This is a genomic window from Streptomyces griseiscabiei, from assembly GCF_020010925.1.
In the GTDB taxonomy this organism is placed as follows: domain Bacteria; phylum Actinomycetota; class Actinomycetes; order Streptomycetales; family Streptomycetaceae; genus Streptomyces; species Streptomyces griseiscabiei.
In genome coordinates this window covers 3,265,001-3,284,235 of the sequence record NZ_JAGJBZ010000001.1, presented here as the reverse complement: position 1 = coordinate 3,284,235, position 19,235 = coordinate 3,265,001, and the positions used below count along the sequence as shown (strand labels likewise).

Sequence of the window (19,235 nt, the reverse complement as noted above, 5' to 3'; positions counted from 1 at the left end):
GAGTCTCAGGGTGAAGTGGGTGGATCACCGGATGGGCCCCGGCGCTCGCGTTCCGTAGCTTCGAGGTGTGGCCGCAGGGGACCCGCGAGGGCCCACGGAGGACGGGCCACGACGACTCGCGGACCACGGAGGCGGCATGTCGGCCCCTACGCACACCCGGCCCCACCCGGCGCCCACGACCGGTGTCGACATCCGGCTGCCCTGGTGGGCGATCGCCCTGCCCGCCCTCGGCTTCGCCGCTCTCCTGCTGCTGATCCTGAACCCCGCGGAGGCCCGGGCGGCGAGCGGCGACCCCGTGATCGCCCACTTCCTGCAGTGGATACAGCAGGCCCTGCCGAACCACACACCGTGACGAGCGGCCAGCCCGCCGGAAGCACGGGTACCGGTCTCGGGTATCCGCACTTCAACTCCCTGCGCCCCATGGCCTGTTTCGTGCGAAGCTGGGACGCATGAGCGTCGCAGAACCCCGCAGGATCGTCCTCTTCCGGCATGCGAAGGCCGACTGGCCACAGGTCTCCGACCACGAACGGCCGCTCGCCGACCGGGGCCGTATGGACGCCGCCGTCGCCGGGCGCAAGCTGGCCGACTCCGGCATCCCCCTCGACCTTGCCCTCTGCTCCACGGCCGTCAGGACCCGCGAGACCTGGAAGCTGGCCGTCCACGAGCTGCCCGAGCGGCCGAAAACGGTCTACGAGGAGCGGATCTACGAAGCCTCGCCCGGCGAGCTGATCGCCCTGCTCAACGAAACCCCCGACGACACCCAGAACGTCGTCCTGATCGGCCACAACCCCGGAGTCCAGAGCCTCGCCGACATCCTCGCCGGCGGCGCCGAGGGCGACGCCCGCGAGCGGATGAACCGCCTCGGCTTCCCGGCCGCCGCCTTCGCCGTCCTCACCTTCGAGGGCGCCTGGAAGAGCCTGGAACCGGGCGCGGCCACGCTGGCCGACTACTGGGCGCCGACGGAATAACCCGCCGCGCGGGCGCCCCGGCACCCGACACGACGACAGGCACGACGACAGGCCCGGCACCACCTGGTGCCGGGCCTGTCGTCCGTGAATCGCCCGCCCCGTTACTCGTCGTGCGTGTCCGCCGCCTCGACCTCTTCCCGGGTCACCCCGAGGAGGTACAGCACGGTGTCGAGGAAGGGGAAGTTCACCGCCGTGTGCGCGGCCTCGCGGACCACCGGCTTGGCGTTGAAGGCGACGCCCAGACCGGCCGCGTTGAGCATGTCGAGGTCATTGGCGCCGTCGCCGATCGCCACGGTCTGGGCCAGCGGCACGCCCGCCTCGGCGGCGAACCGGCGCAGCAGCCGCGCCTTGCCCGCCCGGTCGACGATCTCGCCCACGACCTTGCCGGTGAGCCTGCCGTCGACGATCTCCAAGGTGTTGGCCTGCGCGAAATCGAGGCCCAGCCGCTCCTTGAGATCGTCCGTGACCTGGGTGAACCCGCCCGAGACCACACCGACTTGGAAGCCCAGCCGCTTCAGCGTACGGATCAGGGTGCGTGCCCCCGGCGTGAGCCGGACCTCGCTGCGCACCTTCTCCACCACCGAGGCGTCGAGCCCCTCCAGCAGCGCCACGCGCGCGTGCAGCGACTGCTCGAAGTCCAGCTCCCCGCGCATCGCGGCCTCGGTGACCTCGGCGACCTCCTTCTCGCAGCCGGCGTGCGCGGCGAAGAGCTCGATCACCTCGTCCTGGATGAGCGTGGAGTCCACGTCCATGACCACCAGGCGCTGCGCCCGGCGGTGCAGCCCCGCCGCGACGACGGCCACGTCCACGCCCAGCGCCACCGACTCGGTGACCAGCGCGGTGCGCAGCGTCTCCGGTTCCGTACCGGACACCGCGAACTCGACGGCCGTCACCGGGTACTTGGCGAGCCGGAAGATACGGTCGATGTTGCCGCCGGTCGCGGTGATCCGGGCGGCGATACGGGCGGTGGACTCGGCGGTCAGCGGGTGGCCGAGAACGGTGACGTGGGAGCGGCCGAGGCCACGGGGCCGGTTGTCGCCCAGGCCGGAGATGATCTCCGCCTGCATCTTCATCGACTCCGCCCAGCTGTGCACGGTCGCCCGCAGGTCGCCCTCCTGACCGGCGGGCGGCTCGGTCACGAGCGCGCACAGCACGATCCGGCCACGGGTGACGACCTGCTCGATGTCGACGACGTCGACGGAGTACGCGGCGAGGGTGTCGAACAGCCCGGCGGTGATGCCCGGCCGGTCCTTGCCGAAGATCTTGACGAGGAGAGTGGGCGTGTCAGAGGAGGTCTGCGAAGCGCTCATGATGTGCCAACCGTATCCGGCGCCCCGCGCCTTTTGCCCCTGAGGTCCGCCCAGCGGACGGAGAACACTGGGTTACCGGCGGCTGAAGCGCACCCGGACCGTGTACGACGCCCCGGAACACCTTCACAGGATCTCCCCCGGTCCCGGGCCTCCGTCAACGCCCCCGGGGGCCCCGAGGCGGTGGCGGAGGCGGCCGCTCCTCCGGCGGCGGCGGAGGCGGAGGCGGTGCGGGCCACGTCCCCGACCGCGCCCCCGAGCCGGAGCCCGCCCCCGATCCCCGCCCCGATCCCGTCCCCGGCCCCGTCCCGGGGCGCCTCGGCGGAGGCGTGCCCCTCCGCATCACCGTCGGCGCCCCGTACACGTCGGGCTCCCGCGCCCCGGAACCGCCCCGGCCACCAGCCGCCCCCTGACCGCCGCCCCCGGGCCCTCCGGGCTCCCGGGCTCCCGGCGGACCCGGCGCCCCCGACGGCCCCCGCAGCCCGTCCGGCAGCCGCAGATACGGATTGGTGTCCGGGTTCGGCGGCCGGTACGGAGCGCCCGGCGTGTACGGTCCCGAGGCGGAGCCCGAGGTCTCGTGGACCCCGGTGCCCGCCGCCCCGCCGCCACCCACCCCACCCCGCGCCCACGGAGAGGGCCGCAGCCCGGCGGCCCGCGTCAGACAGGCCAGGACCGCCCCGGCGGCCCCCGCGCCCGCGCCCCAGAGCGCGCCCAGCACCAGCGCCATGGCCGCCCGCCCGCGCAGCTCGATCCCCGCGTCGAACGCGTCGATGCCGAACACGGCCAGCGAGGCGTCCACCGACAGCTCCGTCAGCAGGACGAGCAGCGGCAGCGCCACCGCCGTCGCGAGCCCCAGCCGAAGCGCGCAGCGTGCGACGAAGCCGAGCGCACCCCCGCCCCGTACATCCGGACCGGGCGCACCCCCGGCAGCGGTGGCGGCCGACGGCCGTACGAAAGGCGTACGCACGGCGGTCAGGACCCCCGCGTACATCATCATCAGCGCGGCGGCGAGGCCCAACAGCCAGAGACGGTTGTCGAGTTCGGCGAGGCGGCCGAGCGTGACGGGTTCGCCGGCGTCGACGCGCAGCAGTTCGTCGAGCGGGTCGGGCAGGAGGTCGGCCAGCGCCCCGGTGGCCCTGCCGTCCCACTGGACGAGGAGGCCGAGGGGGACGCCCACCCAGACCCCGTTGGGCGCGCCGAGCAGGGCCGCGCCGGCGATCCGCCCGGGGTGCGCGTCGCCGATCGCCGCGTACACCGCCGCCGCGAGCCCGGCCAGGACCGCCACCAGCAGCACGGTGACCACCGCGGACACGGCCGGCCGTACGACCCGGTGCACGGCGTCGAGGGCGGGCGGCAGGGGAGTGCGGCGCGAGGCCAGCAGGGCGACGAGCAGCACGCCCAGGCACCAGGTCAGGCCGCCCAGCAGGGTCGGCACGGTGTCGACCGTGAAGCCGACCCGGGCGTTCGCGTCGGCCAGGTCGCCCAGCCGGTCCGGCAGCAGACCGCCGCCGAGGTCCCCGAGACCGCCGAGCCCGGGGATCTCCACGTCGTCGAGGCCGCCGCCGCCCGGCAGTTGTCCGTCGATGCCGAGCCGGGCGCCGTCGAGGGTGATGACGGCGGCGCCCGCCCAGGCCAGTCCGCCCATCAGCGCCACGAAGAGCGCGAGCACCGTGCCCGCGCGCGCGAGGAGTTCGGCGGCGGGGATCGTGACTCCCGCGCCGCGCAGGGAGCGCAGGAAGAACCAGGAGAGCAGGAGCGCTCCGACCAGGCTCACCCCCAGTGGCGTGATCTCGATGGCGGTGGTGGCCCGTGCCCCATCCAGGCCAAAGGCGGACACATCGCCGGACGGGGTCACCGACCCACCCGCCCCGAGCGCCACGACAGCCGCCGTCATGGGCCCGAGTTCGCCCGCGGAGTCGGCCTCCAGCAGATGCAGACCGAGCGCCGCCGTGGCCGCCATGCCGATCAACGCCCAGCTCACGGCGGCGATCGCGGAGAACAGCACATCCCCCCACGGCACACGCCTGCCACGGTCAACATTCCGGTCGCTCATGGTCGGACCCCCCGATCCGCATCGCGGCGTTGCACCGCTGATGTCCCCCTCGCGTGGGATTACCACTCTCCGGCCCGGTTTCAACCCCGTCAACGGGACGGGGAGATGCCCCCGTACGTTCTCTTCACAAGGCCCGACTTTCGGTCAGGGGGTCGAGCCTGAAATAGTTCCCCCCGATGTTCGACATCCCTAGACTCCCTGTGTTGGGGGTAATTCGGGGGACAACTCAGTGGGGCATGGAGTGCCGGAACTCGTACTGGAATTGAACGGACAAACCTGGACGCTCGATCCGTCCAGGGCATATACCCTCGGACGTGATCCGCAGGGAGACATCGTGTTCGACGACGCCAGGGTGTCCTGGCGTCACGCCACGATCAGCTTCGGCGGCCGTAGTTGGGTGATCGAGGACCACGGCAGCACCAACGGCACCTTCGTGCAGGGGCAGCGGATCCACCAGCTGGAGATCGGCCCCGGCTCTGCCGTGTACCTGGGCAACGCGACCGACGGCCCGAGACTCAGCCTCTCCGGCACCGCCGCGTCCGTCGCGCAGCCCCAGCAGCAGCCGTACGCGGCGCAGGGCGCGAGCGCCGGATACGCCGGCCAGCAGCCCCCGCAGCAGCAGGCGCCGCAGGCGGGCTGGCAGCAGCCGCAGGCGGCCCAGGTCCCGCAGCAGCAGGGCTTCCCGCAGCAGGGCCCCGGTGGTGGCGCGGGGGCGCCGCCGGTCTACGGCGACCGCAGCCCGACCACGTTCCATCAGCTGGCCCTCGGCCGGGTGATGCGGATCGGTCGTGCGCTGGAGAACGAGCTGGTGGTCTCCGACCTCCAGGTCTCGCGCAACCACGCCGAGTTCCACGCGACGCCCGACGGGCGCTTCGAGATCCGTGACCTCGGCTCGCACAACGGCACGTTCGTCAACGGCATGCCGATCGCCAAGGGTGGCACCGCCCTCCTCGGCCCGAACGACATCGTCGGCGTCGGCCACTCGACGTTCCGCATCGTCGGCGACCGCCTGGAAGAGTTCGTCGACACCGGTGACGTCTCCTTCTCCGCACGCCATCTGACGGTCACCGTCGACGGCGGCAAGCAGATCCTGAAGGACGTCTCCTTCGGTGTCCCGGAGAAGTCGCTGATCGCGGTCATCGGCCCCTCGGGCTCCGGCAAGTCCACCCTGCTGAAGGCGCTCACGGGCTACCGCCCGGCCAACCAGGGCGACGTCCTCTACGACAACCGGAACCTGTACAAGCAGTTCGCCGAGCTGCGCCAGCGCATCGGTCTGGTCCCGCAGGACGACATCCTGCACAAGGAGCTGACCGTCAAGAAGGCCCTCAAGTACGCGGCCAAGCTGCGCTTCCCGGCCGACACCACGGCCGCCGAGCGTGACGCCCGCATCGACGAGGTGCTGCGCGAGCTGAAGCTCGACATCCACAAGGACAAGAAGGTCACCTCGCTCTCCGGCGGCCAGCGCAAGCGCGTCTCGGTCGCCCTGGAGCTGCTGACCAAGCCGTCGCTGATCTTCCTGGACGAGCCGACCTCCGGCCTCGACCCGGGCATGGACCGCGACGTCATGCAGCTGCTGCGCGGCCTCGCCGACGACGGCCGCACCGTCCTGGTGGTCACCCACTCGGTGGCCGAGCTGGCGATCTGCGACAAGCTGCTGGTGATGGCCCCGGGCGGCTCGGTGGCGTACTTCGGTCCGCCTGAGGAGGCGCTGAACTTCTTCGGCTACGACACCTGGGCCGACGTCTTCTCCGCCTTCGAGAACTACCGCGACTACGACTGGGCGGGCCGCTGGAAGGGCTCGCAGCACTACCAGATGTACGCCGCGGACATCGACGCCGTCGCCCCGCAGTCGGTGCACATGCCGCCGCCGCAGTCGATGCGCCCGCCGAAGCCACAGGGCTGGTTCTCCCAGCTCGCCACCCTGGTCCGGCGCTATGTCTCCGTCATCGTCTCCGACAAGGGCTTCCTGGCGCTGACGGTGATCCTGCCGGCCGTCCTCGGCGCGGTGAGCCTGCTCATCGACCCGGACAAGGACCTGCTGGTGCGGGGGGTGAACAAGGCGACCGGCCTGCCCATCCCGAACGGCACGGCCACCACCGTCCTGCTGATCCTCGCGGTCGGCGCGTGCTTCGCGGGCGCCGCCAACTCCGTACGAGAGCTGATCAAGGAACGGGTGATCTACGAGCGGGAGCGGGCCACCGGCCTGTCGCGCTCGGCGTACCTGATGTCCAAGGTGATCGTCCTCGGCGCGGTCACCGTGTTCCAGGGCGCCATGGTCGGCGCGATCGGTTTCTCCAGCCGGACGATCCCGGACGAGGGGCTGATCTTCGGCGAGGGCAAGTTCGCCGTGATGCTGGAGCTCTCCGTCCCGATCATGGGACTCGGCTTCACGTCCATGATGTTCGGCCTGGTCATCTCCTCGCTGGTGAAGACCGCCGAGAAGACGATGCCACTGCTGGTGATGTTCGCGATCGTCCAGGTCGTCTTCACCGGCTGCCTCTTCGCCCTGCACGGCAGCCCCGGTGTGAACGAGTTCTCGTACCTGATGCCGTCGCGCTGGGCGGTCGCCGCCGCCGGTGCCACGCTGGACTTCAACAACATCAGCCCGCCCAAGGAGGCCGGCGACACCGACCCGCTGTGGGACCACGCGGTCGGCGCCTACACCCTCGACATGATCGCCCTCATCGTGCTCGGCGCGCTCTGCGGTGTCCTCGTGGCCCGCTTCCTGCGCCGCCACGAGCCCGAGGTCATGCGGAAGTGACCGGGTAGCACCGGCAAGCGAAGGGCGGCACCCGCACCGGGTGCCGCCCTTCCACGTTCTCCGAGGTCCCGCGCGGGCCTCAGTACGCGCTGTTGACGTTGTCGATCGAGCCGTAGCGGTCGGCGGCGTAGTTCGCGGCGGCCGTCAGGTTGGCGACCGGGTCGTACTGGCTCTTCTTCGTGCCCGGGACGTGGTACGCGTCGAAGGTCGGCTTGATGACCTGCAGCAGACCGATCGACGGGACGCCGTTCTTGGCGTTGATGTCCCAGTTGTTGATGGCGTTCGGGTTGCCCGAGGACTCCCGCATGATGTTCTTGTGCAGGCCGTTGTAGGTGCCCGGGATCTTGTGCTTCTTCATGATGTCGAGCGCCTCGCGGATCCAGCCGTCGAGGTTGTTCGGGTACGACTTCGCGGCGGCCTTGGCGACCTTGGCGCGCTGGGCGGACCGGCTGGCCGCCTCCTTCTTCGCGCGCTCCTGCGCGGCCTTCTTCTTCGCGGCAGCGGCGGCGGCCTTCTTGTCGGCGTCGGCGGCCTGGTTCGTGACGCTCGCCTTCGCGGCCTTGGCCGGGTTCTGGCTGAACGCCGCCGGAGCCGCGGACACGGTCTGCGTGGCGGTCTGAGCCTCGGCCGGCACCAGCGAGAACGCGAGGGCGGCGGCACCGAAGGCGGCCACTCCGGCGAGCGAGAGCTTGTGGGTCTTGGTCAGCGCGAGACTGTGGCCGGGGTTCTTCTTGGCGTTCTTGAGCATGAGTGAGGGACCTCTTCGAATAGCGCGGAGGTCGCTCTCGTGCCGGATGGGGACACTGCTCTTCCAGCACAAACGCCGCGGGGCGACCCGCGGCGTCGAGCGACAGCAGCAATTCTTAGCGGCCGCAAAATCATGTGGCAAAGGTGTGACGTACGATCCTCGGTAGTTGGAGCGGAAACGGCAAAACAGGACAGACCAACCCGTCTCTCCCGCTCAAACCACCCTTATCTCTCTCCTAGGCAGGTTCGTACGTGATGCGCGCCCTATGGGCGGGCTCACACGGGCCGGGCGTGCGCCTCACGGGCAGTTGCTGTCGCAATGCTCTGTGTAAGGCCCCGTGGCGGTGGGCTCCGGCGGCAGGATCAGGTGCACGTCCCCGAACTCGTGCCACAGGTAACGCCCCTCGACGGCGGCCTCGTACGCGCGGTCGATCGCCGCCCGCCCGGCGACCGCCTCCAGCATCAGCAGATGCGAGGCCTCCGGCTCGTGCAGCCCGGTCAGCAGCCCGTCGACCACCCGCACCCCGCGCCCCGGTGTCACCACCAGATCCGTCCAGCCCTCCCGGGCCCGTACGACGCCGTCGTCCCCGGTGGCCGACTCCACGGCCCGCACCGCCGTCGTCCCCACGGCGACCACCCGGCCGTCTCCGGCCCGCGCCGCGTTGATCAACCGGGCCGACGCCTCCGGCACCGCGAACCGCTCCGGATACGGCGGCTCGTGCGCCTCCGCCGACGCCACCCCCGTGTGCAGCGTGACCGGCGCGAACTGCACCCCCCGGCTCACCAGCTCCGCCACCAGCCGCGCGGTGAAGGGGCGCCCCGCACTCGGCATCTCGGCGCTCCCCGCCCCGCCCTCCGACGGCAGCGCGAACACCGTCTGGTACACGGACAACGGCTGGTCCCGCTCCGTATAGGCGTACCGAATGGGCCGCCCGTGCTCCCGGAGCAGCTCGGCGACGGCCGGCACCCCCGCACCGGCCCGCACCCCCGCGACGGCCGGTGCGGACACCCGGGCCCACCACAGCCGCTCACCCCGCTCGCTCAGCGGCTCCTCCAGGACGAGCCGTACGTCACAGGGGAGCCGTACCTCCGTCCCCGCCGGACCGCCCGCACGCGCGCGCGTGGTGCCGCGCCCGTCCGGCTCCCGCAGTTCGACGGCCCACCGCCCGTCGTCGCCCCGCGTGGAGAAATGCACCACCACGCGCGCGTGCCCCACCGTCCCGTCCACCGCCGCCGCCAGCGTCGGCGAGGTGTTGACCACCAGCAGGTCCCCCGCTCTCAGCAGCCCCGGCAGCGCCGCGAACGCGTGGTGCGACACCGCCGTGCCCCGCGAGACCAGCAGCCGCACACCGTCCCGGTCCAGCCCCGGACCGCGCTGCTCGGCGGGCACACGCGCGTGCAGCCCCTCCGGCACCCGCACCGCCGCCGTCGTCATCGCCGCTCCAGCAGGGAAGGGGCCCCGTAGCGGCCACTGGCCGGCCGCTCGTCCAGCAGCCGCAGGAAGGCCGGGACCACCGTCGCCGGGCTCGGCCGCGGATCGTCGTCGTCCGGCACGGCCGCCGCGTACAGGTCCGTCCCCATGTCCCCGGGATCGACGGCCCACACCCGCAGCCCGGGTTCCTCCTCGGCCAGCACCGCCGACAGCTGGTCCAGCGCCGCCTTCGAGGCCCCGTACCCGCCCCACGTCCCGTACGCCTCGGCCGCCGCGTCCGAACTGACACCGATCACCGCGCCCGCCCCCGAGGCCCGCAACAGCGGCAGCGCCTCCTGGACCAGCCCCAGCGCCGCGACCACATTGACCTCCAGGGCCCGCCGCAGCCCGTCCAGCGCCAGCTCCTCCAGCCGTACGAGCGGCTCTGCACCCAGCGCGCTGGCGTTGTTCACCAGCAGATCGACCCCGCCCAGCGCCCGCGCCGCCGCCACCAGCTCCGCCCGGTGCCCGGCGTCCGTGACATCCCCCGGCAGGGCCTCCACCCGCGTCCCGTACGCCGACAGCTCCGCCGCCGTCTCGTTCAGGGCCCCGGCGGTCCTGGCGTCCAGCACCAGATCCCAGCCGCGCTCCGCCAGTGCCGAGCCGAGCGCCCGGCCCAGCCCTTTCGACGCCCCCGTGATGATCGCTACCGGCATGACAACCGTCCCCTCGTTCCCGGCCGCCTCCCGAACCGGTCGGCGGTGATCCCAACGTAGGAACGGGACCACCCCGGCCGCCTCGTACGCGGGCCGCAGACCACCGGGGCACTTCGCCCTAGGCCGCCGGGCCGACCTGAGGGACCTAGGACGGGGCCTAGGTCCGGTCGTAGGTCCCCGGCCTAGGTCCGAGGGCCCCGCCGAGGCCTCCGGCGGTCCGATCCGCGGTGTCGGACCCCGCCGGTACGGTGAGGCCATGAGTCAAGGTCCACGGTCCGGCCTCGCCGCGGTGAGCAGCGCGTTGCTGGCCATGAGCAGGCATCTGGAGGTGCGTGACGTCCTCAAGACGATCGTCGCCTCCGCGCGTGAGCTGCTCGACGCGGAGTACGCCGCGCTCGGCGTCCCCGACGACCACGGCGGCTTCGCCCAGTTCGTCGTCGACGGCGTCAGCGACGCCCAGTGGAAGGCCATCGGCCCCCTCCCGCGTCAGCACGGCATCCTCGCCGCGATGCTCCACGAGGCGACCCCCGAGCGGCTGGCGGACGTCCGCGAGGACCCCCGCTTCGAGGGCTGGCCCAGCGCCCACCCCGACCTGATCGACTTCCTCGGCCTGCCCATCCGCGACGGCGACGAGGTCATCGGCGCCCTCTTCCTCGCCAACAAGCGCTGCCCCAGGCCCGAGGGCGGCTGCGGCTTCACCGAGGAGGACGAGGAACTGCTGTCGATCCTCGCCCAGCACGCCGCGATCGCCCTCACCAACGCCCGCCTCTACGAGCGCAGCCGCGAGCTGACCATCGCCGAGGAGCGCTCCCGCCTCGCCCACGAACTCCACGACGCCGTCAGCCAGAAGCTGTTCTCCCTGCGCCTGACCGCCCAGGCGGCCACCGCCCTCGTCGACCGCGACCCCACGCGCGCGAAGGGCGAACTCCAGCAGGTCGCCGCCCTCGCCGCCGAGGCCGCGGACGAACTGCGCGCCGCCGTCGTCGAACTGCGCCCCGCCGGACTCGACGAGGACGGCCTGGTCGCCACCCTGCGCACCCAGGTCCACGTCCTGGACCGCGCCCACAGCGCCCGCGTCACCTTCTCCGGCCGCGGCGCCCGCGCGCTGCCCGCCGCCCAGGAGGAGGCCATGCTGCGCGTCGCCCAGGAGGCCCTGCACAACGCCCTGCGGCACTCGGGCGCCGAACAGGTCGACGTCACCCTCGACCGGCGGGGCGGCGGAGCCGTCCTGCGCGTCACGGACGACGGCACCGGCTTCGACCCCCAGACCGTACGCCGTGCCGGACGCCACCTCGGACTGGTCTCCATGCGGGACCGGGCCAGCGGGGTCGGCGGCCGGCTGACCGTGGAATCGGCGCCCGGAAAGGGCACCACGATCGAGATGGAGGTCCCCGGTGGCTGACGCAATCAAGGTGCTGCTCGTCGACGACCACCAGGTGGTCCGACGCGGCCTGCGCACCTTCCTGGAGGTGCAGGACGACATACAGGTCGTGGGCGAGGCCGCCGACGGCGCCGAGGGCGTCGCCCGAGCCGAGGAACTACGGCCGGACGTCGTCCTCATGGACGTCAGGATGCCCGGCATGGACGGCGTCGAGGCCCTCCGGAAACTCCGCGAACTGTCCAACCCCGCGCGCGTGCTCATCGTCACCAGCTTCACCGAGCAGCGCACGGTCGTCCCGGCCCTGCGCGCCGGCGCCGCCGGATACGTCTACAAGGACGTGGACCCCGACGCCCTGGCCGGTGCCATCCGCTCGGTGCACGCCGGCCACATCCTTCTCCAACCGGAGGTCGCCGACGCCCTGCTGTCCCAGGAGGAGACCAACTCGGGGCAGGGGAGAGGCGGTTCACTCACCGAGCGGGAGCGCGAGGTGCTCGGCCTGATCGCCGACGGCCGCTCCAACCGGGAGATCGCCCGCGCCCTGGTGCTCTCCGAGAAGACGGTGAAGACCCATGTCTCGAACATCCTCATGAAGCTCGACCTGGCGGACCGGACACAGGCCGCGCTGTGGGCGGTGCGACACGGTGTGGCCGGATGAGGGACGGATCGTCCGGCAACACGGAGGGTTCCCCTCCGGACTGAGATTCATACTGTCGGGTGTATGTCCCCCGGGTGGCGCATCCTGCCGGGACCGCCCGCGTTCTTCAGTGCGTGCTGCGTGCGACCGCCGCAGCGACCGCGAGGAAGGGCTCAAAGTGAAGAACCTGAAGAAGGCCGCCGCTGTCACGATGGTGGCCGGTGGCCTCGTCGCCGCCGGTGCCGGTATGGCCTCCGCCAGCGACGGCGGCGCGCACGCCGACGGCAAGGCCCTCGGTTCGCCGGGCGTCGTCTCGGGCAACGTCATCCAGGCCCCGGTCAACATCCCCGTGAACGTGGTCGGCAACAGCGTGAACGTCATCGGTGTCCTGAACCCGGCCTTCGGCAACCTGGGTGTCAACCACTGACGTTCCCGCCCCGGAGCACCAGTGACCACCGGCCTTCCAGGCGCTCCTGGAAGGCCGGTCAGGTTGTCACCCCAATGCGCCGAACAGGCAGTTCCCGGCGTTCGTCCGTGCCACCGCGTGTCCGCCCGGCGTTGATCAGCGCACGGCCCGCGAGCGGGCCGGACCCGTACGACGCAGGAGGAACGCAGCTCATGAACTTCGCCAAGAAGGCCGCCCTGACCGTCACCGCCGCCGGTCTCGCCGCGGGCGCCTCGTCCGGTGCGGCCGTCGCCGACTCGTCCGCCGACAGCGCTGCCGTGCACTCCCCGGGCGTCGGCTCCGGCCTCGACGTCCAGGTCCCCGTCGACGTCCCCGTCACGGTCACCGGACTCAGCGCCAACCTCATCGCCGCGCTCAACCCGACGTTCGGCAACGTGACGGCCAACCCCTGAGCCGAGGCGCTGCGCACCGAGGCCCCGCAACCCTTCCGGGTTCGCGGGGCTTCGGCCGTCCGCTCCAGCGCCAACTGCGGGCCGATCGCACCGCGGCTCCCCCCGACTGCGGGCAATCGTGCCGCTGCGGCGATGGGGGCACCTCCCGCTCGAGCGAAGCCGAGAGTGGGGGAGGGTGGGCGCAGCGGCACCCGGCGAGCGCCGGTGAGCGAAACCCGGCCCCCGCCCAGCCGCAGCCACCGAGCAACCCGCGACCAAGGGCCCAGTCGCACCCGCAGCCGCCGGGCAACACACAGCCAGGGCCCCAGCGCACCCCCGCACGAACTACCGCCCCCGCTCCCGCTCCTCCACGAACGCGTTGTAAGCCGCCACCTGCGCCCGCCGGGCCGTCCGCTCCACCGGCCGCAGCGCAGCCGCCCGCGAGGCCATCTCCGAGGCGCTCACGGCCCCGCCGTCGCCGTTCTCGAACGCCACCGCGATCAGCAGCCCCACCCGCTGGGCCAGCTCCAGCACCCGTACCGCACGCGGCGGATACCCGGGCGCCAGCATCTCCCGCCCCCGCTCGGCGCGCGCCCGGTACGCGTCGATCGCCGCCTCCGCCACCGGCCCCGACGCGGCGACGTCCAGCCGCGACAGCACCTCGGTCGCCTCCCGCAACGCCTCCGCCAACTCCCGCTCGGCCTCCCCGAGGGACGGCACATCGGCGGGCGGCGCCTCCCGCACCTCCAGACAGTGCCAGACGACCTCCACATGCTCGTCGCCCGACGGCCCGACCGCGTACACCTCCGGCACCAGCCCCAGCGCACCCCCGTGGCAGACGACCGCCTCCTCCGCCTCCAGCGCGCGCTTGTTGAACTCCGGCGGCCCGCTCAGCCCCAGCGGATGCCCCGCCGCGGGCAGCGCGACCCGCAGCCCGGTCACCCCGAGCGCCCGCAACCGCCCCAGCCCGAGCGTCAGCCCGACGGGCCCCGACTCACCGGGCAACCCCTCCACCCGGTGCACGGCGTCCTCCCCGACGATCGCGAGCACCGCGTCATCCGGCGAGACAAGTCCGGCAAGAAGGGCATTTCCCCATGAGGCGAGGCGTCCTGAACGTGGTTCCGAGAGCATGCCCCCACCCTAAGGACCGACCGAGGGGATGGACGGCCCGACCGGTGGCGTAGATTTCCCTGAGGGCTGCGCCCACCCGGCGGTGGCTCCGACCACAGGCGTACGCGACAGCCGAGACAGGCCGACACTGCAAGGGGAGACAGCGCGCTCATGAGCGATGTTCTGGAGCTGGAGGACGTATCCGTGGTCCGCGAGGGCCGGGCTCTGGTGGACCAGGTCTCCTGGTCGGTCAAGGAGGGCGAGCGCTGGGCCATCCTCGGCCCCAATGGCGCCGGCAAGACCACCCTCCTCAACATCGCCTCCAGCTACCTCTACCCCAGCAAGGGCACCGCCACGATCCTCGGCGACACCCTCGGCAAGGTCGACGTCTTCGAACTGCGCCCCCGCATCGGCATGGCCGGCATCGCCATGGCGGAGAAGCTCCCCCGGCGCCAGACCGTCCTGCAGACGGTGCTGACGGCCGCGTACGGCATGACGGCCACCTGGAACGAGGACTACGAGGAGATCGACGAGCTGCGCGCCCGCGCCTTCCTCGACCGCCTCGGCATGACGGACTACGTCGACCGCAAGTTCGGCACCCTCTCCGAGGGCGAGCGCAAGCGCACCCTGATCGCCCGCGCCCTGATGGCCGACCCCGAGCTGCTGCTCCTCGACGAGCCCGCCGCCGGCCTCGACCTCGGCGGCCGCGAGGACCTCGTACGCCGGCTCGGCCGCCTCGCCCGCGACCCGATCGCCCCTTCCATGATCATGGTCACGCACCATGTCGAGGAGATCCCGCCGGGCTTCACCCACGTCCTGATGATCCGTCAGGGCAAGGTCCTCGCCGCCGGCCCGCTGGAGCTGGAGCTGACTTCCCGCAACCTCTCCCTCTGCTTCGGCCTCCCGCTCGTCGTCGACCAGCTCGGCGAGCGCTGGACCGCCCACGGCCTGCCCCTCACCTGACCTCCAACTTCTCCCGATCTTCCGCAAGTCGGGTGCCCCGGGACCACAACCGGGCCCGGGCGCACCCGACTTGGCAGCCCTCTGTACGCGATCTTTGACCGTGCGCTCTGTTCGGCGGGCGGATCGCGGTTCTACCATGGCCGTTGTGGACAGCATCGACGCATGGGTGTGGTGGCTGATCGGCGCGGCCGGGCTCGGTATCGCCCTCGTCGTGACCGCGATGCCCGAGTTGGGCATGCTCGCCCTGGGCGCGGTCGCCGGCGCCGTGGTCGCGGGGCTCGGCGGGGGAGTCGTCCTGCAGGTCGTCGTCTTCGCGATCGTCTCCGTCTCGCTCATCGCCGTCGTACGGCCCATCGCGGCCCGGCACAGATCGGGACGGCCCCAACTCGCGACCGGCATCGACGCGTTGAAGGGCAAGCACGCCGTCGTCCTGGAACGGGTCGACGGCACGGGCGGCCGTATCAAGCTGGGCGGCGAGATCTGGTCCGCCCGCGCGCTCGACACCGGTCAGGCCTACGAGGTGGGCCAGGAAGTGGACGTCGTGGAGATCGAGGGAGCCACGGCGATCGTCATGTGACCTCGTACGACGTGGTCACGAGGCGATGACACTGTGACCTGAACGACCCACCTGGCAGGCGGTGTTCTGCCAGACTCGACCACAAGATCTTCAACGGCCTCGGCAGGCATAGGATCTTCAGGATCTTGAGCACTTTCAAGATCTCAGGCAGCGACACGGCGGAGAAGGGCTCGGGGAGCACACGATGGAACCGATCATCATCGTCCTGATCATTCTGGTGGTGCTGGTCTTCATCGCCCTGATCAAGACCATCCAGGTGATTCCACAGGCCAGCGCGGCCATCGTCGAGCGGTTCGGCCGCTACACGCGCACGCTCAACGCGGGCCTCAACATCGTCGTCCCGTTCATCGACTCGATCCGCAACCGCATCGACCTCCGCGAACAGGTCGTGCCGTTCCCGCCGCAGCCGGTGATCACCCAGGACAACCTGGTGGTGAACATCGACACGGTCATCTACTACCAGGTGACCGACGCCCGCGCCGCCACCTACGAGGTCGCCAGCTACATCCAGGCCATCGAGCAGCTCACCGTCACCACCCTGCGCAACATCATCGGTGGCATGGACCTGGAGCGGACCCTGACCTCCCGCGAGGAGATCAACGCGGCCCTGCGCGGCGTCCTCGACGAGGCCACCGGCAAGTGGGGCATCCGCGTCAACCGCGTCGAGCTCAAGGCGATCGAGCCGCCCACCTCCATCCAGGACTCGATGGAGAAGCAGATGCGCGCCGACCGTGACAAGCGCGCCGCGATCCTCACCGCCGAAGGTACGCGCCAGGCGGCCATCCTCACCGCCGAGGGTGAGAAGCAGTCCCAGATCCTGCGCGCCGAGGGTGAGGCCAAGGCCGCCGCCCTGCGCGCCGAGGGCGAGGCCCAGGCCGTCCGTACGGTCTTCGAGGCCATCCACGCAGGAGACCCGGACCAGAAGCTCCTCTCCTACCAGTACCTCCAGATGCTCCCGAAGATCGCCGAGGGCGACGCCAACAAGCTCTGGATCGTCCCCAGCGAGATCGGCGACGCCCTCAAGGGCCTCTCCGGCGCCATGGGCAACTTCGGCAATCTGGGCGGCGGCCCGTCCGTCCCCCGCCCGTCCGACGGCAACGGCGACCGCCGCGAGAAGCCGGCGATCGACTGAACACGCACCACAGCCTGGGGCCCGCCTTCGACGAGGAAGGCGGGCCCCAGGCTGTTGCTTTCAAGGGGCGCGGGGGACTGCGCGATCAGCCACAACGGACCCGCAGTCCGCGAACGGCACCGACCCCAACGGCGTTACGCGGCCCCTTGCGAGAGCCAGGCAGGCAGCGCGTCGAAGTCGTCGTGCCCCAGAGACAGCAGCATCGCATCGGCCGGCGTCGGCTCGAACGGCTGCCGCAGCAGCGGCATCCCCGCCTGCTCCGGAGTCCGGTCCGCCTTGCGGTGGTTGTCCTCGGCGCAGGAAGCCACCGTGTTCAGCCAGGTGTCACCACCACCCCGCGACCGCGGCACCACGTGGTCCACGGTCGTCGCCCGACGACCGCAGTACGCGCACCTGTGCCTGTCCCGTACCAGAACACCCCGCCTCGACCACGGCGCTTGTCTTCGGAACGGCACCCGTACATACCTGCAGAGCCTGATCACCCGGGGCGCCGGTATGTCGACCGCGGCTCCGCGCATGCGCAGTTCGGGGTGGGTCTGCTCGACGACGGCCTTGTCCTGCAGTACCAGCACGACGGCTCGGTTGAGCGTCACCGTCGACAGCGGCTCGAAGCTCGCGTTCAGTACCAGCGTGTCCCGCATCCCAGCCCACCTCCTGTGCCAGCCCACCCCCCGGCGGGCTTGGATCAACTCTGGCCGGGCACGCCGAGATGGACAACGCAATAAAAAATGCCCGTCTCTGATCACTTCCAAGACCAGAGACGGGCAAACGTTCAATGAACGTCCGGCTTCGTTACTATTCCGCCACAGCGGCGTACTCTCCGATGAGTTGAGCGCGCCCCAGCGTGTGGAATCGCAGGTTGAAGCCGACCACGGCGGGAGAGGCGTCCGCGTCCGGACCGAGCTTCTCCTGATCCACCGCGTACACCGTGAACACATACCGGTGCGCGGGATCCCCGGGCGGCGGAGCGGCACCGCCGAAGTCCCTCGTCCCGTAGTCGTTGCGCGCCTGGACGGCGCCCTCGGGCAGCCCCTCGAACTTCCCCGAGCCCGCACCCGTGGGCAGCTCCGTCACCGACGCCGGGATGTCGAACACGACCCAGTGCCAGAACCCGCTGCCCGTGGGGGCGTCCGGGTCGTAGCACGTCACGGCGAAGCTCTTGGTCTCCGGAGGGAAGCCCTCCCAGCGCAGATGGGGAGATGTGTTCCCCTCCGCGTGGACCTGAGCGTCCTTGAGCGTCGCACCGGCCTCGACGTCCTCGCTAGCGACCGTGAAGGACGGCACGACCGGGTGGAAATCGTGGGGAAGCGGCGGCCTCTTCGGCTCGGTCACCTCGGTACCTCCTGATGGATCCGGGGTAGGTGTGGTTCCAGTTGTCTCGAGCGGCTGTCGAGCGGCTGTCGAGCGGTCCGAGCCTAGAACCAACTGCGCTTGCTGCCGACCTCCGACAGCCACTGGTTCAGATACCCCGCCCAGTCCGTGTTCTGGTAGTCGTGCAGCCCCACCTTGAACGAGCGGAACGAGTCGCTGCCCTCGCTGAACAGACCCGGCTTCTTGTCCATCTCCAGCACGACGTCCATCTCGCGCTCGTCGGCGACGAAGCTCAACTCGACCTGGTTCAGGCCGTGGTACTGCTGCGGCGGGTAGAACTCGATCTCCTGGTAGAACGGCAGCTTCTGCCGCGTCCCCCGGATGTGACCGCGCTCCATGTCCGCGTTCTTGAAGCGGAAGCCCAGCTGGATGAAGGCGTCCAGGAGAGCCTGCTGGGCCGGCAGCGGGTGCACGTTGATCGGGTCCAGGTCACCGGAGTCGACCGCGCGCGCGATCTCCAGCTCGGTGGTCACGCCGATGTTCATGCCCCGCAGCGGCTGCCCCTGGATCGTGGTGACCGGCGTCTCCCACGGGATCTCCAGCCCGAACGGCACCACGTGCACCGCCCCGGCCTTGAGCTCGAAGGCACCACCGAGCCGCTGCTTGGTGAACTCGATGTCCTGCTTGTACTCCGCGTCCTGGCCCTCGACCTCGACCTTGGCCTGGAGACCGACGGACAGCGCCTCGATCTGCTGGTCCACGGAGCCGCCCTGGATCCGCACCTCACCCTGGACGACACCGCCCGGCACGACATTGACCTCGGTCAGCACCGTCTCGACCGAAGCGCCACCGGCTCCCAGGCTCGCGAGCAGCCGCTTGAACCCCATGTCTGTTCCTCCCGTCAGGCAAAGCCTGCGTTGATCCTTGATCCCTACAAACGCAGTCCGGCAGTCGCCGGTTCCGCGTCCTCTCTCTTCTCCAACCCTTCCAAGAGAGAGCGCCACCTGGCCACCCGTCGGCACACACCCGTCGGGGACTACGCTCGTACGCCATGATCGCGAGCCTCGACCGTACGCCCCTCGCCCGCGGGTTCTTCGACCGCCCTGTACTGGAGGTGGCCCCGGACCTTCTGGGACGCGTCCTCGTCCGTTCCTCCCCGCAGGGTCCGATCGAGCTCCGCATCACGGAGGTCGAGGCCTACGACGGCGCGAACGACCCCGGCTCCCACGCCTATCGGGGACGCACCGCCCGCAACGGCGTGATGTTCGGTCCGCCCGGACATGTGTACGTCTACTTCACCTACGGCATGTGGCACTGCATGAACCTG

Annotated in this window: 20 protein-coding genes (1 of these 20 cut by a window edge); 11 read left to right on the top strand and 9 right to left on the bottom strand. The window is 71.2% G+C overall.

Annotated features, from left to right (window positions below; all coding sequences use genetic code 11):
* Nucleotides 1-136: 136 nt before the first annotated feature.
* Nucleotides 137-352 (top strand): hypothetical protein, encoded by a 216-nt coding sequence (locus J8M51_RS14270; RefSeq protein ID WP_086757446.1) that lies wholly within the window; start codon nucleotides 137-139, stop codon nucleotides 350-352.
* 97 nt (nucleotides 353-449) lie between these two features.
* On the top strand, nucleotides 450-968 hold the full coding sequence (locus J8M51_RS14265; protein WP_086757444.1) for a SixA phosphatase family protein: 519 nt from the start codon (nucleotides 450-452) through the stop codon (nucleotides 966-968).
* A gap of 101 nt (nucleotides 969-1,069) precedes the next feature.
* Here the strand turns inward: J8M51_RS14265 and serB are convergent, their stop codons facing one another.
* Nucleotides 1,070-2,278 carry a phosphoserine phosphatase SerB gene (gene serB / locus J8M51_RS14260; RefSeq protein ID WP_086757443.1) on the bottom strand — a complete coding sequence of 403 codons (1,209 nt, stop codon included), beginning with the start codon at nucleotides 2,276-2,278 and terminating at the stop codon, nucleotides 1,070-1,072.
* Between the two features lie 154 nt (nucleotides 2,279-2,432).
* Nucleotides 2,433-4,328 (bottom strand): streptophobe family protein, encoded by a 1,896-nt coding sequence (locus tag J8M51_RS14255; RefSeq protein ID WP_267299199.1) that lies wholly within the window; start codon nucleotides 4,326-4,328, stop codon nucleotides 2,433-2,435.
* 241 nt (nucleotides 4,329-4,569) lie between these two features.
* Here J8M51_RS14255 and J8M51_RS14250 point away from each other — a divergent pair, with 241 nt between their 5' ends.
* The gene (locus tag J8M51_RS14250; RefSeq protein WP_086756994.1) at nucleotides 4,570-7,089 is read left to right on the top strand and encodes an ABC transporter ATP-binding protein/permease; all 2,520 of its coding nucleotides are present in this window, start codon (nucleotides 4,570-4,572) and stop codon (nucleotides 7,087-7,089) included.
* 79 nt (nucleotides 7,090-7,168) lie between these two features.
* On the opposite strand, the gene J8M51_RS14245 is transcribed toward J8M51_RS14250, so the two are convergent.
* The 3 genes from J8M51_RS14245 to J8M51_RS14235 all read right to left on the bottom strand — a co-directional run bounded on the left by J8M51_RS14245 (nucleotide 7,169) and on the right by J8M51_RS14235 (nucleotide 9,963).
* Entirely contained in the window at nucleotides 7,169-7,837 is a 669-nt protein-coding gene (locus J8M51_RS14245; RefSeq protein WP_086756992.1) for a transglycosylase SLT domain-containing protein, read from the bottom strand.
* A 297-nt stretch (nucleotides 7,838-8,134) separates the two neighbouring features.
* On the bottom strand, nucleotides 8,135-9,271 hold the full coding sequence (locus J8M51_RS14240; protein WP_216590904.1) for an S-adenosylmethionine:tRNA ribosyltransferase-isomerase: 1,137 nt from the start codon (nucleotides 9,269-9,271) through the stop codon (nucleotides 8,135-8,137).
* On the bottom strand, nucleotides 9,268-9,963 hold the full coding sequence (locus tag J8M51_RS14235; protein ID WP_086760568.1) for an SDR family NAD(P)-dependent oxidoreductase: 696 nt from the start codon (nucleotides 9,961-9,963) through the stop codon (nucleotides 9,268-9,270). Before J8M51_RS14235 ends, J8M51_RS14240 begins: the two co-directional genes overlap by 4 nt.
* A gap of 256 nt (nucleotides 9,964-10,219) precedes the next feature.
* Between J8M51_RS14235 and J8M51_RS14230 the strand changes: the two genes are divergently transcribed.
* From J8M51_RS14230 to J8M51_RS14215, 4 genes are all read left to right on the top strand, one after another.
* Nucleotides 10,220-11,365, top strand: a complete 1,146-nt coding sequence (locus J8M51_RS14230) for a GAF domain-containing sensor histidine kinase (RefSeq protein ID WP_086760566.1) — start codon at nucleotides 10,220-10,222, stop codon at nucleotides 11,363-11,365.
* Complete coding sequence (locus J8M51_RS14225; RefSeq protein WP_086760564.1) at nucleotides 11,358-11,999, top strand: response regulator; 642 nt, start codon at nucleotides 11,358-11,360, stop codon at nucleotides 11,997-11,999. Before J8M51_RS14230 ends, J8M51_RS14225 begins: the two co-directional genes overlap by 8 nt.
* A 157-nt stretch (nucleotides 12,000-12,156) precedes the next feature.
* Nucleotides 12,157-12,405 carry a chaplin ChpE gene (gene chpE, locus J8M51_RS14220; protein WP_216590901.1) on the top strand — a complete coding sequence of 83 codons (249 nt, stop codon included), beginning with the start codon at nucleotides 12,157-12,159 and terminating at the stop codon, nucleotides 12,403-12,405.
* Nucleotides 12,406-12,596: 191 nt separating this feature from the next.
* On the top strand, nucleotides 12,597-12,836 hold the full coding sequence (locus J8M51_RS14215) for a chaplin family protein (RefSeq protein WP_216590900.1): 240 nt from the start codon (nucleotides 12,597-12,599) through the stop codon (nucleotides 12,834-12,836).
* A gap of 324 nt (nucleotides 12,837-13,160) precedes the next feature.
* Here the strand turns inward: J8M51_RS14215 and J8M51_RS14210 are convergent, their stop codons facing one another.
* Complete coding sequence (locus J8M51_RS14210; RefSeq protein WP_086752535.1) at nucleotides 13,161-13,946, bottom strand: hypothetical protein; 786 nt, start codon at nucleotides 13,944-13,946, stop codon at nucleotides 13,161-13,163.
* A gap of 150 nt (nucleotides 13,947-14,096) precedes the next feature.
* Between J8M51_RS14210 and J8M51_RS14205 the strand changes: the two genes are divergently transcribed.
* The 3 genes from J8M51_RS14205 to J8M51_RS14195 all read left to right on the top strand — a co-directional run bounded on the left by J8M51_RS14205 (nucleotide 14,097) and on the right by J8M51_RS14195 (nucleotide 16,597).
* Nucleotides 14,097-14,888 carry an ABC transporter ATP-binding protein gene (locus J8M51_RS14205; protein ID WP_046912565.1) on the top strand — a complete coding sequence of 264 codons (792 nt, stop codon included), beginning with the start codon at nucleotides 14,097-14,099 and terminating at the stop codon, nucleotides 14,886-14,888.
* A gap of 145 nt (nucleotides 14,889-15,033) precedes the next feature.
* Nucleotides 15,034-15,465 carry an NfeD family protein gene (locus J8M51_RS14200; protein ID WP_086752537.1) on the top strand — a complete coding sequence of 144 codons (432 nt, stop codon included), beginning with the start codon at nucleotides 15,034-15,036 and terminating at the stop codon, nucleotides 15,463-15,465.
* Between the two features lie 184 nt (nucleotides 15,466-15,649).
* On the top strand, nucleotides 15,650-16,597 hold the full coding sequence (locus J8M51_RS14195; protein ID WP_086752531.1) for an SPFH domain-containing protein: 948 nt from the start codon (nucleotides 15,650-15,652) through the stop codon (nucleotides 16,595-16,597).
* Between the two features lie 134 nt (nucleotides 16,598-16,731).
* On the opposite strand, the gene J8M51_RS14190 is transcribed toward J8M51_RS14195, so the two are convergent.
* The 3 genes from J8M51_RS14190 to J8M51_RS14180 all read right to left on the bottom strand — a co-directional run bounded on the left by J8M51_RS14190 (nucleotide 16,732) and on the right by J8M51_RS14180 (nucleotide 18,795).
* Nucleotides 16,732-17,238: an HNH endonuclease gene (locus J8M51_RS14190; protein ID WP_033529234.1), complete on the bottom strand. Its 507-nt coding sequence runs from the start codon at nucleotides 17,236-17,238 to the stop codon at nucleotides 16,732-16,734.
* Nucleotides 17,239-17,392: 154 nt separating this feature from the next.
* Nucleotides 17,393-17,929: a YbhB/YbcL family Raf kinase inhibitor-like protein gene (locus J8M51_RS14185; RefSeq protein WP_086752529.1), complete on the bottom strand. Its 537-nt coding sequence runs from the start codon at nucleotides 17,927-17,929 to the stop codon at nucleotides 17,393-17,395.
* An 83-nt stretch (nucleotides 17,930-18,012) separates the two neighbouring features.
* Nucleotides 18,013-18,795 carry a sporulation protein gene (locus J8M51_RS14180; RefSeq protein WP_086752527.1) on the bottom strand — a complete coding sequence of 261 codons (783 nt, stop codon included), beginning with the start codon at nucleotides 18,793-18,795 and terminating at the stop codon, nucleotides 18,013-18,015.
* A 164-nt stretch (nucleotides 18,796-18,959) separates the two neighbouring features.
* Between J8M51_RS14180 and J8M51_RS14175 the strand changes: the two genes are divergently transcribed.
* Nucleotides 18,960-19,235, top strand: partial view of a DNA-3-methyladenine glycosylase gene (locus J8M51_RS14175; protein ID WP_086752525.1) — the 5' portion only. The gene runs 366 nt beyond the window's last position; the window shows 276 of its 642 coding nt (coding positions 1-276); it begins with the start codon at nucleotides 18,960-18,962; the stop codon falls past the right edge of the window.

Coding starts and splice junctions, on each gene's coding strand:
- J8M51_RS14270 (WP_086757446.1), top strand. CDS start 137: ATGTCGGCCCCTACGCACACCCGGCCCCACCCGGCGCCCACGACCGGT.
- J8M51_RS14265 (WP_086757444.1), top strand. CDS start 450: ATGAGCGTCGCAGAACCCCGCAGGATCGTCCTCTTCCGGCATGCGAAG.
- serB (WP_086757443.1), bottom strand. CDS start 2,278: ATGAGCGCTTCGCAGACCTCCTCTGACACGCCCACTCTCCTCGTCAAG.
- J8M51_RS14255 (WP_267299199.1), bottom strand. CDS start 4,328: ATGAGCGACCGGAATGTTGACCGTGGCAGGCGTGTGCCGTGGGGGGAT.
- J8M51_RS14245 (WP_086756992.1), bottom strand. CDS start 7,837: ATGCTCAAGAACGCCAAGAAGAACCCCGGCCACAGTCTCGCGCTGACC.
- J8M51_RS14240 (WP_216590904.1), bottom strand. CDS start 9,271: ATGACGACGGCGGCGGTGCGGGTGCCGGAGGGGCTGCACGCGCGTGTG.
- J8M51_RS14235 (WP_086760568.1), bottom strand. CDS start 9,963: ATGCCGGTAGCGATCATCACGGGGGCGTCGAAAGGGCTGGGCCGGGCG.
- J8M51_RS14230 (WP_086760566.1), top strand. CDS start 10,220: ATGAGTCAAGGTCCACGGTCCGGCCTCGCCGCGGTGAGCAGCGCGTTG.
- J8M51_RS14215 (WP_216590900.1), top strand. CDS start 12,597: ATGAACTTCGCCAAGAAGGCCGCCCTGACCGTCACCGCCGCCGGTCTC.
- J8M51_RS14210 (WP_086752535.1), bottom strand. CDS start 13,946: ATGCTCTCGGAACCACGTTCAGGACGCCTCGCCTCATGGGGAAATGCC.
- J8M51_RS14205 (WP_046912565.1), top strand. CDS start 14,097: ATGAGCGATGTTCTGGAGCTGGAGGACGTATCCGTGGTCCGCGAGGGC.
- J8M51_RS14195 (WP_086752531.1), top strand. CDS start 15,650: ATGGAACCGATCATCATCGTCCTGATCATTCTGGTGGTGCTGGTCTTC.
- J8M51_RS14190 (WP_033529234.1), bottom strand. CDS start 17,238: ATGCGGGACACGCTGGTACTGAACGCGAGCTTCGAGCCGCTGTCGACG.
- J8M51_RS14180 (WP_086752527.1), bottom strand. CDS start 18,795: ATGGGGTTCAAGCGGCTGCTCGCGAGCCTGGGAGCCGGTGGCGCTTCG.